Genomic DNA, 14195 nt, shown 5'->3' with positions numbered 1-14195 from the left:
CCTAAAATCCGCGCTTATCTTTCTGTTTGCCAGGAATGACCATGACGCCCGCCTTGGACCTGTTGAAAAAAGTTCGTGCCGAACATCGCGTACATAGTTACGAACACGATCCGAAAGCCGCCTCCTACGGCCTGGAGGCGGCGGAAAAGCTCGGGCTCGCGCCGGCGCAGGTGTTCAAGACGCTGCTGGCGAGCAGTGAAAAGGCCGAGTTGCTGGTGGCCGTGGTACCCGTCGTCGGAACGCTCGATCTCAAGGCGCTGGCCCAGGCTGCCGGGGTCAAGAAAGTCGAAATGGCCGATCCTGTCGCCGCCCAGCGGGCCACTGGCTATCTATTGGGCGGGATCAGCCCGCTGGGGCAGAAGAAGCGCCTGCGCACGTTCATCGACCAGAGCGCACAAGCATTCGCGACCCTCTTCGTCAGTGCCGGGCGTCGCGGCCTGGAGGTGGAGCTGGCACCGGCGGTGCTGGCCGAGCACACCCAGGCGAAGTTCGCGGACATCGGCCGCGCCTGAGAGGCCTGTATGGTGCAAATTCACTGCTTCTGTCACTGGGAGCCGAACAATGACAGAGGCACACTGGCGTTCTTGGACAATAAAGAGAGGACGTCATGCAGCTTGAATTTCACCAGGTCGATGCTTTCAGTTCGCGGCCCTTCAGTGGCAACCCGGCGATGGTCTATCGACTCGACGCCTGGTTGGCCGATGAGTTGATGCAGCAGATCGCCGCCGAACACAATCTGGCGGAGACCGCTTTTCTGGTGCCTGAAGGTGCTGCCTGGCGCATCCGCTGGTTTACCCCCACCACCGAAGTGCCGCTGTGCGGCCACGCCACCCTGGCCAGTGCCTTCGTGCTGTTCGAGGTCTATGGCGAACAGTCGGAACGGATCGACTTCATCTGCCAGTCCGGAGCCTTGAGTGTCAGTCGTGAAGCTGATCGGTTATGGCTGGATTTCCCGGTGATCGTGCCGAGTGAAGTCGGCGTGACCCTCGACGTCGAGCGGGCGCTTGGTGCCCCGGTTGTCGATGTCTTGGGCGGTCACGAGTTGTTCGTGGTGCTGGGATCCGAACAGGCGGTGCGCGACTGTACGCCCGACTGGGCAGCCGTGGCGAAATTGCCCTGGCCAGGGGTGATCGTTACCGCCCCGGGCGAGCAGCATGATTTTGTTTCGCGCTATTTCGCTCCGGCCATTGGCATCAATGAGGACCCGGTCACCGGCTCGACCCACTGTGCGCTGATCCCTTACTGGGCGAGGCGCCTGGGCAAGTCCGAGTTGACGGCCTATCAATGTTCGCGGCGGGGCGGTGAGCTGTTCTGTCGACTTGAAGGTGATCGGGTGAAAATCGGTGGCCAGGCTACCCTGGTGGCCAGCGGACGATTGACGCTGGGTTGAGTCGATTGGTTAGCGTTGCGTTTCGCGGGCTTGCCCGCGAAGAACGATAACCCGGTCTAGCTCTGGAACAGCACCAGGTGTTCTGCCGCCACGCGAATCCCGACTTCCTCGCCGGGCTGATGATCGGCATGGCTGGGGAAGATCGACTCCAACTGGCTGCCGCTCGGCAATTGCAGGCGATAGAGGGTCGAGGAGCCGAGAAAGGTCTTGCTGGTGACACGTGCCTTCAGTGGACCTTCCGGTTCCGGAACGATGTCGTCCGGGCGCAACAGCACATCGACCGGGCTGCCTGCTGGCCAGGCGTAGGCGCGATTGCCGCGCAATACGCCCAGTTCGGTCTGCACCGATTCTGGTGTTTGCAACTGCCCGCGGATGAAATAGCCCTGGCCGATAAAACTGGCAACGAACGGTGTCGCCGGCTCGTGATAGAGGTTGTAGGGCGTATCCCACTGCTCCAGGCGGCCTTCCTTGAACACCCCGACATGATCGCTGACAGCAAAGGCTTCTTCCTGGTCGTGAGTTACCAGGATCGCGCTGGTGCCTCGCAGCTTGAGTATGTCGCGGACCTCATGACTGAGCTTGCGCCGTAATTCGCCATCAAGGTTGGAGAAGGGTTCATCGAGCAGCAGCAACTGCGGTTCCGGCGCCAATGCCCGGGCCAGTGCCACCCGTTGTTGCTGGCCGCCGGAGAGTTCGTGGGGATAGCGCTGGCCCAGGCCCTTGAGGTTCACCAGTTCCAGCAGTTCGTCGACGATCCGCTCCAGCCGTGGATGCTTGCGAATACCGAAGGCGATGTTCTGCGCGACGCTCAGGTGCGGAAACAGCGCGTAATCCTGGAACACCATTCCGATCCGACGCTTCTCAGGGGCCAGGGTGAACCCGGCTTTGGAGATGACTTCGCCAGCCAACTGGATCTCGCCGGCGTGCACTGGCTCGAAGCCGGCAATGGCGCGCAGCGTGGTGGTCTTGCCGCAACCCGAAGGGCCGAGCAGACAACCGATGTCACCGGCGTTGAGGTGCAGGTTGAGGTTCTGCACGACCCGTTGGTCCCGGTAACCGCAGGCCAGGTCGTGCAGGTTCAGCAGCAGCGAATGACTCATGCAGGCTGGTACGCGGGCTTGACCAGGAACTCCAGCAGGGCCTTTTGCGCATGCAGGCGGTTCTCGGCCTGGTCCCAGGCCACCGACCGCTTGTCGTCGAGCAGGTCGAGGCTGATTTCCTCGCCACGGTGGGCTGGCAGGCAATGCATGAACACCACGTCCGGGGCGGCCAGGTCGAGCAGTTCGCGGGTCACCTGCAGGGGGGCGAACAGCTCCAGGCGCTTGGCGGTTTCCTCTTCCTGGCCCATGGAGGTCCAGACATCGGTACTCACCAGGTGTGCGCCGCGGACCGCTTCCCGTGGGTCACGGACCAGTTGCACTCGCTCACCGGCCTGGGCCAGCAGCGCCGGGCTCGGGTCGTAGCCTTCCGGGCAACTGACGCGCAGTTGGAAGTCGAACTGGATGGCCGCTTCGATGTAGCTGTTGCACATGTTGTTGCCGTCGCCGATCCAGGTCACGGTCTTGCCCTGGATCGAACCGCGATGTTCGAGGAACGTCTGCATGTCCGCGAGCAACTGGCATGGATGCAGTTCGTCGGACAGACCGTTGATCACCGGTACGCGGGAGTGGGCGGCGAACTCGGTCAGGGTGCTGTGCTTGAAGGTGCGGAGCATGACCACGTCGAGCATGCTCGATAGCACGATGGCGCTGTCGCCGATCGGTTCGCCACGGCCCAGTTGGGTATCGCGTGGCGAGAGGAAAATCGCCTGGCCGCCCAGCTGGATCATGCCTGCCTCGAACGACACGCGGGTACGGGTCGAGGATTTCTCGAAGATCATGCCGAGAATCCGACCCTTGAGTGGCTCGAACAGCACGCTTCGGTCACGCAGGTTCTTCAGCTCGATGCCTCGACGAATCAGCCCGGCCAGTTCAGCGGGCGTGCAATCCATCAGGGAGAGAAAGTTCCTAGCGCTCATCATTGACTACCTTTTTGCAACAGACCGCAGATGCTCAAAACCGGGTTTTTCGGAAAAACGGGTGAGACCTGCGGCGTAAGCCGCACGGGGCGACGAAATAGGGGGAGACGCGATCGTATAAGAAAATGTCGCGTGTTACCAATAGCAGGCTTGGTTTCGGAATGCTGGAACGGTGACTCGCGTGTTATTTCCGCGCTTTTTGCTACAGTTTTCCGAGCCTGTACCGATAATCGCATTGTGCCAGTTGTACACTGGGGCCACCGCCTTTGGCAATTGATGCGGCGGGCGCAGGCGGGTTCGGGTCGTTTTCCGAACGGGTGGTCGAATCTTTTGCGGGCATGCTCGGACAGCCGGTAAAAGTAGAAACATTTCCTAAACTATGTGGCTAGGTTATAAATGTGTCATTGCAGACACACAGAGGCTTTGGAATGGAATCGAAAGAGCAACAGCTCATGGAGTTGCTGAAGCTGACTGCACAGGCGCTGACGCACATGACCGCCTCTGTGACCGCGATGTCCTTCGAATTGTTGCGCAGTGACGATGAGGTCACGCGGGCATCGGGGCGGCGAATGATTGATCGCATGGCGACCATCAGTTCCGGTCTCGACGAACATTGGCGGCTGATCGGCGAGTTGACTGGCGTGCAGGTTTCCCATGAGCAGGTCCAGACCGTCCAGGAAATCCAGATGCAGACCACTCCCAGGCTGCCCTTGTCCTGACCCTTGCGGGCGCCATCCGCTCGCCTGATATCCCCCGATTCACGAGACTGACGTCGCTGGCGGGCCTTTGCGTCACGGGCCATAGTTCTGTTTCCGCAGCCTGTCCGGCTGCCCAGAACAAGACAGAGACTGGCCATGACCAAGACTCTCCACCACCGTGCCTGCCATCTGTGCGAGGCCATCTGCGGCCTGACCATCGAAACCACCGCCACCGAGGACCAGGTCCGCATCACTTCGATCAAGGGTGATGCCCAGGACACGTTCAGCCGCGGTCATATCTGCCCCAAGGCCGTCGCCTTGCAAGACATCCAGAACGATCCGGACCGTCTGCGCCAGCCCATGCGACGAGTGGGCGAGCAGTGGCAGCCGATTGGCTGGGAAGAAGCTTTCGCGCTGGTGGCCGAACGCCTGGCGGCGATCCAGCAGGCGCATGGGCAGAACGCCGTGGCGATCTATCAAGGCAACCCCAGCGTGCACAACTATGGGTTGATGACCCACAGCAACTATTTCCTCGGGCTGTTGAAAACCCGCAATCGCTTTTCCGCGACCTCGGTCGACCAACTGCCGCAGCACCTGAGCAGCTACCTGATGTATGGCCATGGACTGCTGCTGCCGATTCCCGATATCGATCACACCGACTTCATGCTGATCCTGGGTGGCAACCCCCTGGCTTCCAATGGCAGCATCATGACGGTGCCCGACGTGGAGAAGCGCCTGAAGGCGATCCAGGCCCGTGGCGGCAAGCTGGTGGTGGTCGATCCACGCCGAAGCGAAACTGCAGCCATGGCCGACCAGCACCTGTTCGTACGCCCAGGTGGCGATGCGGCGTTGCTGTTTGGCTTGCTCAACACCCTTTTTGCGGAAGGCCTGGTCCGGGACAGTCATTTGCCGGTGGATGGCTTGGAGGAGGTTCGGACAGCGGTTGCAGGGTTCACGGCGGAGGCAATGAGCCCGCTGTGCGCGATTCCTGCAGGACAGATCCGGCAACTGGCGCGGGACTTCGCCGCAGCGGACAAGGCGGTCTGTTATGGCCGGATGGGCGTTTCCACCCAGGCATTCGGCACTCTTTGCCACTGGCTGGTGCAGTTGATCAACCTGGTAACCGGTAATCTCGATCGGGTCGGCGGAGCGTTGTGCACCGAGCCGGCGCTGGATCTTGTGGCCTCCACCAGCGGTGGGCATTTCAACCGCTGGCAGAGCCGGATTTCCGGTTTGCCCGAGTACGGCGGCGAGTTGCCGGTATCCGCGCTCGCCGAGGAAATGCTCAGCCCCGGAGAGGGGCAGATACGGGCGCTGGTAACGGTGGCCGGCAACCCGGTGCTATCGACGCCGAATGGTCGGCAGATGGAGCAGGCGCTCGATGGCCTGGAGTTCATGGTCAGCGTCGACCTGTACATCAACGAGACCACCCGCTACGCCGACCTGATCCTGCCGTCGACCTCGGCGCTGGAGAATGATCACTACGACACCACCTTCAACATGTTCGCGGTACGCAATGTCACCCGTTTCAACCGGGCGATCCTGGCCAAGCCGGAGGGTGCGCTGCATGACTGGGAGATCTTTGTCGGCCTGGCCAGGGCCTTTGCCGAGCGTACCGGCAAGGAGTTGAAACCGACCATGCCGCCGGCGCAGATGATCGACATGGGCCTGCGCCTGGGGCGCTATGGCGATGCGTCCGAGTACAAGCTGTCGGTGCAGAGACTCGCCGAGCATCCCCATGGCGTCGATCTGGGGGCGTTGGGCCCCAATCTTGGCAAGCGGCTGAAGACTCCCGGCCAGCGTATCCAGGCCGCGCCTGCGGAAATTCTCGCCGACCTCGCGCGCTTTGCCGCGCAGCAAATGCCGGAGGCGGACGAGCTGTTGATGATCGGTCGCCGGCATGTGCGCAGCAATAACTCCTGGATGCACAACTACCACCGCCTGGTGAAGGGCAAGCCGCGGCATCAATTGTTGATGCACCCCGACGACCTGGCCAGCCGCGGGCTCGATGACGGGCAGCGGGTGCGGGTCAGCTCGCGGGTCGGGACGATAGAGGTCGAGGTGGTCGCCAGCCTCGAAATGATGCCGGGCGTGGTGAGCCTGCCCCATGGCTGGGGACATGCGCGGCCGGGTGTACGGATGGCCATCGCCAGCGGCCAGCCGGGCTCCAGTGCCAATGACCTGACCGATGAGAGGCAAGTCGACCGGGTGTCCGGGAATGCGGCGTTGAACGGGGTGCCCGTGCGGGTAGCTGCGGCCTGAATGGGTGTGGCCGCCTACCGCGAACCGCCGTAGGCGGCCATGCCCATGCGATTATCAGCGGGGAGACCGAGCAGCGCGCTCGCCTTTCCGATACAATGCCTCACCGTGCCGACAACCAAGTCGGAAAGTTTTTGCCGAGGTGTTCCATGGATATCATCGAAACGATTAAAGAGCAGATTGCCAACAACACCATTCTGCTTTACATGAAAGGCTCGCCGAATGCCCCGCAGTGTGGCTTCTCCGCGAAAGCCGCGCAGGCTGTGATGGGTTGTGGCGAGAAGTTCGCCTACGTGGACATCCTGCAGAACCCGGAAATTCGTGCCAACCTGCCCAAGTACGCCAACTGGCCAACCTTCCCGCAACTGTGGGTGGCCGGTGAACTGGTCGGCGGCAGCGATATCATGGCCGAGATGTTCGCCAACGGTGAACTGCAGACCCTGATCAAGGACGCGGCCGAGAAAGCCGCAGCCAAGACCGAAGCCTGATTCGCGCTTCGGTGCCCGACTCCACAGCGGAGTCGGGCGCATGAAAAAGCCCCGCCTCTCGACAAGAGGGCGGGGCTTTTTTACGGGTGGGCGGTTATTCGTCGCCCATCTGCGATTGCAGATAGTTTTCAAGGCTGACCTTGTCGATCAGGCCCAACTGGGTTTCCAGCCAGTCGATATGTTCCTCTTGGGATTCGAGGATATCTTCGAGCAACTCACGGCTGCCGAAATCACCGGATTTCTCGCAGTGGGCAATCGCTTCCTTCAGATCCGTGTGGCTGGTTTTCTCGATCTTCAGGTCGCACCCGAGCATTTCCCGGGTGTTTTCGCCGATATGCAACTTGCCCAGGTCCTGCACGTTCGGCAGACCTTCCAGGAACAGGATGCGCTTGATCAGCTTGTCCGCGTCCTTCATCGCGTGGATGGACTCGCGGTATTCGAGTTTGCCCAGCTTGTTCAGGCCCCAGTCTTCATACATGCGTGCATGCAGGAAGTATTGATTGATCGCAATCAGCTCATTGGCAAGGATCTTGTTGAGGTGCTGGATGACTGATTTGTCGCCTTTCATGATGGGGTCCTGCCCTGTAATCGCTGTCTATAGGGCGGAGTTTGATCCCGGCAACTTCGAGTGTCAAACCTAAGTTATTGAATAATATATGAAAATTAATCGGAATAAGAATGTTTGTATTCCGCATTTTGCATCTAAGCGATTGAATTGCAGGCATAAAAAAACCGGACACTAAGTCCGGTTCTTTAAAATTCGCTGTTTTACGCCGCTGAAAATTCTGCCGCGTAGGGTAGGGCAGCCTGGCTGCTCTGCAGTTCGGTCAGGGTCTCGCGTACCACTTGCTTGGCCAGGCACGCACATTTGCCGCATTGGCTGGCAACACCGGTCGCTTGACGTACTTCGCGGTAGCTGCAGCAGCCTTCGAAGATCGCTTCGCGAATTTGTCCGTCGGTGACGCCAGTGCAGAGGCAGACATACATAAGGTGAGAACCGTCGCTGATTAGAACTCGATTGCTGTTGATCTTAATGTTAACGAGAATGATTGTCAAAGTGGTTTGACCCGGCTTTTCGGCGATTCGGATACTGCCTGACGAATGGCGGATGACAGTCTCGGAGCGGCTTTGCAAAAACCGTTTAGGAGCGTCAAAAAACGCGGTGTATGATGGTCGGTTCCAAGGATGCGAGGTCGTCGCGTCATGGGCTTGTCGCTTTAAGAGGGCATCCTTGCACCGACCTCGTTCTGAACGTGACTACCACCAGGAGATATCCAATGAGCGTACTCGTAGGCAAACCAGCCCCCGACTTCACCGTGCCGGCCGTACTGGGCAATGGCGAAATCGTCGACAGCTTCACCCTGTCCTCGGCCATCAAGGGCAAATATGGCCTGGTGTTCTTCTACCCGCTGGACTTCACCTTCGTCTGCCCGTCCGAGCTGATCGCCCTGGACCACCGCATGGACGACTTCAAGGCGCGTAACGTCGAAGTGGTTGCCGTTTCCATCGACTCGCACTTCACCCACAACGCCTGGCGCAACACCGCCATCAACGATGGCGGCATCGGCAAGGTCAAGTACACCATGGCTGCCGACATGAAGCACGAAATCGCCAAGGCGTACGACGTTGAGTCCGAAGGCGGCGTGGCTTTCCGTGGCGCGTTCCTGATCGACGACAAGGGCGTTGTTCGCTCGCAGATCATCAATGACCTGCCTCTGGGCCGTAACATGGAAGAGCTGATCCGCCTGGTCGACGCTCTGCAATTCCACGAAGAGCACGGCGAAGTCTGCCCTGCCAACTGGAAAAAAGGTGACAAGGGCATGAACGCCTCGCCAGAAGGCGTTGCTGCCTACCTGTCCGAGAACGCCGGCAAGCTGTAAGCCGCCGTTTCACGGATAAAAAAACCGGCCTCAGGGCCGGTTTTTTCATGGGCGCGATTCACTCGGGCAGGATCAGTCGCTGAAGTCTTCCCAGCCGCCCATTTCCTTCCAGCGGTTGACGATGCCGCAGAACAGCTCGGCGGTCTTTTCGGTGTCGTAGCGTGCCGAGTGGGCTTCACGACCGTCGAAGTCGATACCGGCAGCCTGGCAGGCCTTGGCCAGCACGGTCTGGCCATAGGCGAGGCCGGCTAGGCTGGCGGTGTCGAAGCTGGAGAACGGGTGAAACGGGTTGCGTTTCATGTCCAGGCGCGCGACGGCGGCGTTGAGGAAACCGAGGTCGAAGCTGCTGTTGTGACCGACCAGGATTGCCCGCTTGCAGCCGTTGGCCTTGAGTGCCTTGCGTACGCCACGGAAGATGTCGGTCAGCGCGGTTTCCTCGCTGACGGCCATGCGCAGCGGGTGATCGAGCTTGATCCCGGTGAACTCCAGGGCTGCCGCCTCGATGTTGGCGCCTTCGAACGGCTCGACCCGGAAGAAGTGGGTGTGTTCGGGGAACACGAAGCCATCTTCGTCCATGCCGATGGTGGTCGCGGCGATTTCCAGCAGGGCATCGGTGGCTGCGTTGAAACCGCCAGTCTCTACGTCGACGACGACCGGCAGGTAGCCGCGAAAGCGCGCGGCCATCGGATGGCGAGGGCCGCCCGAAGGGCCGTTGCCGTCCAGTTCGTCGTCGAAATGATCGTCACTCACAGGGTTTCCTCCAGCAGGCGCCAGCGCAGTTTTTCACCGGCGCGCAGCGGAATCACGGACAGCTCGCCAAATGGCAGGCTGGCAGGGGCGGTCCATTCGTCTCGAACCAGAGTAATGCGCTCGCTGTTCGGCGCCAGGCCGTAGAAGCGTGGGCCGTGCAGGCTGGCGAAGCCTTCGAGCTTGTCCAGGGCATTGCGTTGTTCGAATGCCTCGGCGTACAGCTCGATGGCCGCGTAGGCGGTGTAGCAACCGGCGCAACCGCAGGCTGCTTCCTTGGCGTGCTGGGCATGGGGCGCCGAGTCGGTGCCGAGGAAGAACTTCTCGCTGCCGCTGGTGGCGGCGTCGAGCAGGGCCGACTGATGCGTGTTGCGCTTGAGAATCGGCAGGCAGTAGAAGTGCGGCCGGATCCCGCCCACCAGCATGTGGTTGCGGTTGTACAGCAGGTGGTGCGCGGTGATGGTCGCGCCGACGTTGGCCGAAGCCTCGTTGACGAACTGCACCGCGTCGGCGGTGGTAATGTGCTCGAATACCACCTTCAGGGTCGGGAAGCGTTCGACCACGCGGCGCATGTGCTCGTCGATGAACTGCTTCTCGCGGTCGAATACGTCGACTTCGCTGCGGGTCACTTCACCGTGCACCAGCAGGGGCATGCCGACTTCGGCCATGGCTTGCAAGACGTCGAAGATCTTGTCGACGCTGGTCACGCCGGAGTCCGAGTTGGTGGTCGCGCCGGCCGGATACAGCTTGGCTGCGTAGACGAAACCGCTGGCCTTGGCGGCGCGGATTTCCTCGGGCTGGGTGCGGTCGGTGAGGTAGAGCACCATCAGCGGTTCGAAACGGCTGCCGGCCGGCCGCGCCGCCAGAATGCGCTGGCGATAGGCGTCGGCTTCGGCGGCGTTGCGTACCGGCGGCACCAGGTTGGGCATGATGATGGCGCGGCCAAAGGTGCGCGCAACATCGGCAACAGTGTGGGGTAACGCAGCACCATCGCGAAGATGGATATGCCAGTCGTCGGGACGCAGCAGGGTCAGGCGGTCGGACATTGGGGATTCCAGGCGGGTCGAACTCAAGGGAATGCTACCGGAAAAGACTCTCTCAGGCACTCGCTATCAAGTTTTGCCGGACGCAACCGATACCCCGGAGGTATGGCGTAGAAGCGGTACGCCAGTCTCACAGTCGTAGAACCATTGGAGCCTCCCGTGCGCCAGCGTTATTTAGCCTTGCTCAGTATGTTTGCCAGCCTGCCGGCCATGGCGTTGACTTTCCAGACTCGTCTGGAGAGCATCGAGTGGAAGGTGGAAGGGGACAAATTCGAGTGTCGGCTGACACAGCCGATCACCGACTTCGGTGCCGGCGAGTTCGTGCGACGTGCGGGCGAGCAGGCGATTTTCCGGCTCAAATCCAATAATCACGTGTTGGGTGGCGGTTCGGCGACCCTGCTGGCGGCCGCGGCGCCCTGGCAGCCCGGACGCGGTGACATCAACCTGGGTACAGTGAAAGTCAATAATGGCGATGTACTCTTCAACAGTTCCCAAGGCCAGGCGGGTGGCTTGTTCCACGGCCTGCTAGAGGGTCGCAGCCCGTTGATCCGGCACTACTCCCGCGAGGGCGGGGTTTCCGAGGTTCGTCTGCTGCCTGTGAAGTTCAACCAGGCCTACAACGATTTCCAGAGCTGCACCGCCAAGTTGCTGCCGAAAAACTTCGAGCAGATCAAACAGGGCGAAATCGGCTTTCCCGATGGTGGTATCGAACTCAACGCCCAGGCCAAGGCCCAGTTGCAGGGGATGCTGGACTTCATGAAGGCCGACCCGACCGTCAATCACATCGAACTCGATGGGCACTCGGACAACAGCGGCAACCGCCTGACCAACCGCGACCTGTCGCGGCGGCGCGCGCTGGCAGTGATGGACTTCTTCAAGGCTGCCGGCATTCCGGAGTCACAGATCGTCATGCGTTTCCATGGCGAGCGTTATCCGCTGGTGCCCAACACCAATCCGGCCAACCGGGCGAAGAACCGCCGGGTGAATATCCATCTCGAACGAGCACCGGAGGCGCCCGCGCCCGCCGCGACAGCCCCTGCTGCGCCGACTCCCGTGAAGCCGGCCGAGAAACCAGCGCCGACCGCAGCGGCTGGCAGCGCGGCGAGAACATCCTGAAACGGCTGTTCTCGTCGCGCTCCCGACATTATCTGTCGCTTTGACGTCCTTCGCTGTCGCGCCTCTGTAAATCCACGTGGTTGGCCGGTAGAATCGGCCCTTTCCGTACAACCCCCCGTGGAGTGATGGCATGGCCGACGTAAAAAAGGTCGTTCTCGCGTATTCCGGCGGCCTGGACACTTCGGTGATCCTCAAGTGGCTGCAGGATACTTATAACTGTGAAGTGGTGACTTTTACCGCTGACCTGGGTCAGGGCGAGGAGGTCGAGCCTGCTCGTGCCAAGGCGCAGGCCATGGGCGTCAAAGAGATCTACATCGACGACCTGCGCGAAGAGTTCGTACGCGATTTCGTCTTCCCGATGTTCCGTGCCAACACCGTCTACGAAGGCGAGTACCTGCTGGGTACCTCCATCGCGCGTCCGCTGATCGCCAAGCGCCTGATCGAAATCGCCAACGAAACCGGCGCCGATGCCATTTCCCACGGCGCGACCGGCAAGGGCAACGACCAGGTGCGTTTCGAACTGGGTGCCTATGCACTCAAGCCGGGTGTGAAGGTTATCGCTCCGTGGCGCGAATGGGACCTGCTGTCCCGTGAGAAGCTGATGGACTATGCCGAGAAGCACGCGATCCCGATCGAGCGTCATGGCAAGAAGAAATCCCCGTACTCCATGGATGCCAACCTGCTGCACATCTCCTATGAAGGCGGCGTGCTGGAAGACACCTGGACCGAGCACGAAGAAGACATGTGGCGCTGGACCGTCTCCCCGGAGAACGCTCCCGACAAGCCGCAGTACCTGGAACTGACCTACCGCAACGGCGACATCGTCGCGCTGGACGGCGTCGAAATGACTCCGGCCACCGTGCTGGCGACCCTGAACCGTATCGGTGGCGCCCACGGTATCGGCCGTCTGGACATCGTCGAAAACCGCTATGTGGGCATGAAGTCCCGCGGTTGCTACGAAACGCCTGGCGGTACCATCATGCTGCGTGCGCACCGGGCGATCGAGTCGATCACCCTGGACCGTGAGGTCGCTCACCTCAAGGATGAGCTGATGGCGAAGTACGCCAGCCTGATCTACACCGGCTACTGGTGGAGCCCGGAGCGCCTGATGCTGCAGCAGATGATCGACGCTTCGCAGGTCAACGTGAACGGTGTGGTCCGCCTGAAGCTGTACAAGGGCAACGTAATCGTGACCGGCCGCAAGTCCGACGATTCGCTGTTCGATGCCAACATTGCGACCTTCGAGGAAGATGGCGGAGCCTACAACCAGGCCGATGCTGCCGGCTTCATTAAGCTCAATGCGCTGCGCATGCGCATTGCCGCGAATAAAGGGCGCAAGTTGTTCTGATCCTGCCCTTGCCTCAAAAAGACCCGGCCGTGCAGGCCGGGTTTTTTTTGCCGTCGGGAGCATGGTGATTCGCGGTGAAAGCTGCAAGCCTGGTGGCTCGAATGGATGTGGTTGCCGCGGCAGGGGAGGTCAGGCTTCCGCGATCACTCTTCGTGTTCCTCCCGTTGATGCCTGGGTTCGAAGCGGTAGTTCTTCGCCAACTCCCACACCTGGCGTACGCTCAGTTCCAGTGTCTGTGCGATTTCCAGCGCCGTGTAGCCCAGGGCTGCGTAATGCATGGCGTGCCCGGCGACCACGTCGTCATCCCGTGCGGTGGCTGGTGCCGGTTGGGTATTGCGAAATTTCCTGGCAGGGCACAAGGGGCGTCGATAGGTGATTTTCAGGCCCTGCTCGCGGGCCATCCTTTTTATCTCATCCTTGTTCATCTTCAGCGAATACTGCAGGGCGGATATTCCCGCGCCTTTTGTTATCAAGTCTTTCAGCATCTCCATTTTTCTTGTGTACTCATCTGTTGTTTCGCCAGGACTCTCCGACAGGTCTGGCGTCGCGTGACGTTTTGTTTCAGGTTCTTTTTGAAATGTTGAATTTATGGTGCCACCACGGCTGATGAACTCGGTAATGGCCAGTTCCAGTTCGTGGGGTTTGCAGTGGTTATTCTCTTTGTTTATATTTATGTTTATCTTGGTGCTTTTCATGAGGTATAGCCTGCTCGTGGAAGGGGATAGGCTGTAATGGATGTTTTGCGTAGTGAGAGCCAATTTCGCTGCTCTACGATGCCAAAAAACTAGCGGGAGAAGTTTTGCTTTGCAAGAGAAAAGCCTGTTGTTCAGCTTTCTGGTTTTTATCTGAGTTGGAAAATTACAGTAATCGGGTAAGTATTCTTTGTAGTTTGTAGTCTGTTTCCTGAAGTTTCTGGTTGTGGTTTGGTTTCTCTGTGTTTTTTTGCTTTTTAATATTGTTGAAGTGCTTGGTGTTAATTAATTCAGGCCTCTAGTGGTTGTGATCATGAACGAATCTCTCCAGGTGTTTTTCCTTGATGGGCTATTGGCTAGGTAAACTGTTTCTGTCGGAGGCGTGTAATGAAATGATAAATATGCTTTCCTTGTCGTCGCTGTCTCGAAGCGAGTGTGCATGTTCTTGCGTTTCGTCGCTGTGACGGCGGGTTGGTGTGAGTTCCTGGTGCTGCCCTGCCTGTGACGTGTCGTTCGA

General features: G+C 60.0%; 15 protein-coding genes. 8 read left to right on the top strand and 7 right to left on the bottom strand.

Translation table 11 applies throughout. The features are described from left to right. The first annotated feature begins 41 nt into the window (after positions 1-41). Positions 42-512, top strand: coding sequence for a Cys-tRNA(Pro) deacylase (gene ybaK, locus AC6I6U_RS30710; protein WP_497879684.1), 471 nt, complete (start codon positions 42-44; stop codon positions 510-512). Between the two features lie 95 nt (positions 513-607). Next, positions 608-1390: a PhzF family phenazine biosynthesis protein gene (locus tag AC6I6U_RS30705; RefSeq protein WP_497879683.1), complete on the top strand. Its 783-nt coding sequence runs from the start codon at positions 608-610 to the stop codon at positions 1388-1390. A 56-nt stretch (positions 1391-1446) separates the two neighbouring features. On the opposite strand, the gene AC6I6U_RS30700 is transcribed toward AC6I6U_RS30705, so the two are convergent. Both AC6I6U_RS30700 and argF read right to left on the bottom strand, forming a co-directional pair. Next, positions 1447-2490 (bottom strand): ABC transporter ATP-binding protein, encoded by a 1044-nt coding sequence (locus tag AC6I6U_RS30700; protein WP_497879682.1) that lies wholly within the window; start codon positions 2488-2490, stop codon positions 1447-1449. Beyond that, positions 2487-3407, bottom strand: a complete 921-nt coding sequence (argF, locus tag AC6I6U_RS30695) for an ornithine carbamoyltransferase (protein WP_497879681.1) — start codon at positions 3405-3407, stop codon at positions 2487-2489. Before argF ends, AC6I6U_RS30700 begins: the two co-directional genes overlap by 4 nt. A gap of 428 nt (positions 3408-3835) precedes the next feature. Here argF and plzR point away from each other — a divergent pair, with 428 nt between their 5' ends. From plzR to grxD, 3 genes are all read left to right on the top strand, one after another. Further along, positions 3836-4126 (top strand): PlzR type 4 pili assembly inhibitor, encoded by a 291-nt coding sequence (gene plzR, locus AC6I6U_RS30690; RefSeq protein WP_497879680.1) that lies wholly within the window; start codon positions 3836-3838, stop codon positions 4124-4126. Positions 4127-4261: 135 nt separating this feature from the next. Then, positions 4262-6367 carry a molybdopterin oxidoreductase family protein gene (locus tag AC6I6U_RS30685; RefSeq protein WP_497879679.1) on the top strand — a complete coding sequence of 702 codons (2106 nt, stop codon included), beginning with the start codon at positions 4262-4264 and terminating at the stop codon, positions 6365-6367. Positions 6368-6513: 146 nt separating this feature from the next. Further along, on the top strand, positions 6514-6852 hold the full coding sequence (grxD, locus tag AC6I6U_RS30680) for a Grx4 family monothiol glutaredoxin (RefSeq protein ID WP_075121425.1): 339 nt from the start codon (positions 6514-6516) through the stop codon (positions 6850-6852). A 94-nt stretch (positions 6853-6946) separates the two neighbouring features. On the opposite strand, the gene bfr is transcribed toward grxD, so the two are convergent. Next, a complete protein-coding gene (gene bfr / locus AC6I6U_RS30675; RefSeq protein ID WP_497879678.1) occupies positions 6947-7420 on the bottom strand; it encodes a bacterioferritin in 474 nt (157 codons plus the stop codon). Positions 7421-7620: 200 nt separating this feature from the next. Continuing rightward, complete coding sequence (locus tag AC6I6U_RS30670) at positions 7621-7839, bottom strand: bacterioferritin-associated ferredoxin (RefSeq protein WP_497879677.1); 219 nt, start codon at positions 7837-7839, stop codon at positions 7621-7623. Positions 7840-8129: 290 nt separating this feature from the next. On the opposite strand from AC6I6U_RS30670, the gene AC6I6U_RS30665 reads away from it, so the two are divergent. Next, positions 8130-8732, top strand: coding sequence for a peroxiredoxin (locus tag AC6I6U_RS30665; RefSeq protein WP_497879676.1), 603 nt, complete (start codon positions 8130-8132; stop codon positions 8730-8732). Between the two features lie 72 nt (positions 8733-8804). Here AC6I6U_RS30665 and rnt read toward each other — a convergent pair whose 3' ends face one another. Together rnt and pyrC are read right to left on the bottom strand one after the other, a co-directional pair. Next, complete coding sequence (gene rnt, locus AC6I6U_RS30660) at positions 8805-9482, bottom strand: ribonuclease T (protein ID WP_497879675.1); 678 nt, start codon at positions 9480-9482, stop codon at positions 8805-8807. After that, a complete protein-coding gene (gene pyrC, locus AC6I6U_RS30655; RefSeq protein WP_497879674.1) occupies positions 9479-10525 on the bottom strand; it encodes a dihydroorotase in 1047 nt (348 codons plus the stop codon). The genes rnt and pyrC overlap by 4 nt, the downstream gene beginning before the upstream one ends. Before the next feature lie 156 nt (positions 10526-10681). On the opposite strand from pyrC, the gene AC6I6U_RS30650 reads away from it, so the two are divergent. Together AC6I6U_RS30650 and AC6I6U_RS30645 are read left to right on the top strand one after the other, a co-directional pair. Next, on the top strand, positions 10682-11638 hold the full coding sequence (locus AC6I6U_RS30650; RefSeq protein WP_497879673.1) for a flagellar protein MotY: 957 nt from the start codon (positions 10682-10684) through the stop codon (positions 11636-11638). A gap of 130 nt (positions 11639-11768) precedes the next feature. Further along, positions 11769-12986, top strand: coding sequence for an argininosuccinate synthase (locus tag AC6I6U_RS30645; RefSeq protein ID WP_497879672.1), 1218 nt, complete (start codon positions 11769-11771; stop codon positions 12984-12986). 143 nt (positions 12987-13129) lie between these two features. Here AC6I6U_RS30645 and AC6I6U_RS30640 read toward each other — a convergent pair whose 3' ends face one another. Next, positions 13130-13681: a hypothetical protein gene (locus AC6I6U_RS30640; protein WP_497879671.1), complete on the bottom strand. Its 552-nt coding sequence runs from the start codon at positions 13679-13681 to the stop codon at positions 13130-13132. Between the last annotated feature and the right edge of the window lie 514 nt (positions 13682-14195).

The organism is Pseudomonas sp. UTLPPB19802, from assembly GCF_059730225.1.
This window is presented reverse-complemented; position numbering and strand designations above follow the sequence as displayed.

Bases quoted from the DNA above. Each gene is read 5' to 3' on its own strand.
- grxD (WP_075121425.1), top strand. From the start codon at position 6,514: ATGGATATCATCGAAACGATTAAAGAGCAGATTGCCAACAACACCATT.
- plzR (WP_497879680.1), top strand. From the start codon at position 3,836: ATGGAATCGAAAGAGCAACAGCTCATGGAGTTGCTGAAGCTGACTGCA.
- AC6I6U_RS30700 (WP_497879682.1), bottom strand. From the start codon at position 2,490: ATGAGTCATTCGCTGCTGCTGAACCTGCACGACCTGGCCTGCGGTTAC.
- AC6I6U_RS30705 (WP_497879683.1), top strand. From the start codon at position 608: ATGCAGCTTGAATTTCACCAGGTCGATGCTTTCAGTTCGCGGCCCTTC.
- pyrC (WP_497879674.1), bottom strand. From the start codon at position 10,525: ATGTCCGACCGCCTGACCCTGCTGCGTCCCGACGACTGGCATATCCAT.
- AC6I6U_RS30685 (WP_497879679.1), top strand. From the start codon at position 4,262: ATGACCAAGACTCTCCACCACCGTGCCTGCCATCTGTGCGAGGCCATC.
- ybaK (WP_497879684.1), top strand. From the start codon at position 42: ATGACGCCCGCCTTGGACCTGTTGAAAAAAGTTCGTGCCGAACATCGC.
- bfr (WP_497879678.1), bottom strand. From the start codon at position 7,420: ATGAAAGGCGACAAATCAGTCATCCAGCACCTCAACAAGATCCTTGCC.
- argF (WP_497879681.1), bottom strand. From the start codon at position 3,407: ATGAGCGCTAGGAACTTTCTCTCCCTGATGGATTGCACGCCCGCTGAA.
- AC6I6U_RS30665 (WP_497879676.1), top strand. From the start codon at position 8,130: ATGAGCGTACTCGTAGGCAAACCAGCCCCCGACTTCACCGTGCCGGCC.
- AC6I6U_RS30640 (WP_497879671.1), bottom strand. From the start codon at position 13,681: ATGAAAAGCACCAAGATAAACATAAATATAAACAAAGAGAATAACCAC.
- AC6I6U_RS30670 (WP_497879677.1), bottom strand. From the start codon at position 7,839: ATGTATGTCTGCCTCTGCACTGGCGTCACCGACGGACAAATTCGCGAA.
- AC6I6U_RS30645 (WP_497879672.1), top strand. From the start codon at position 11,769: ATGGCCGACGTAAAAAAGGTCGTTCTCGCGTATTCCGGCGGCCTGGAC.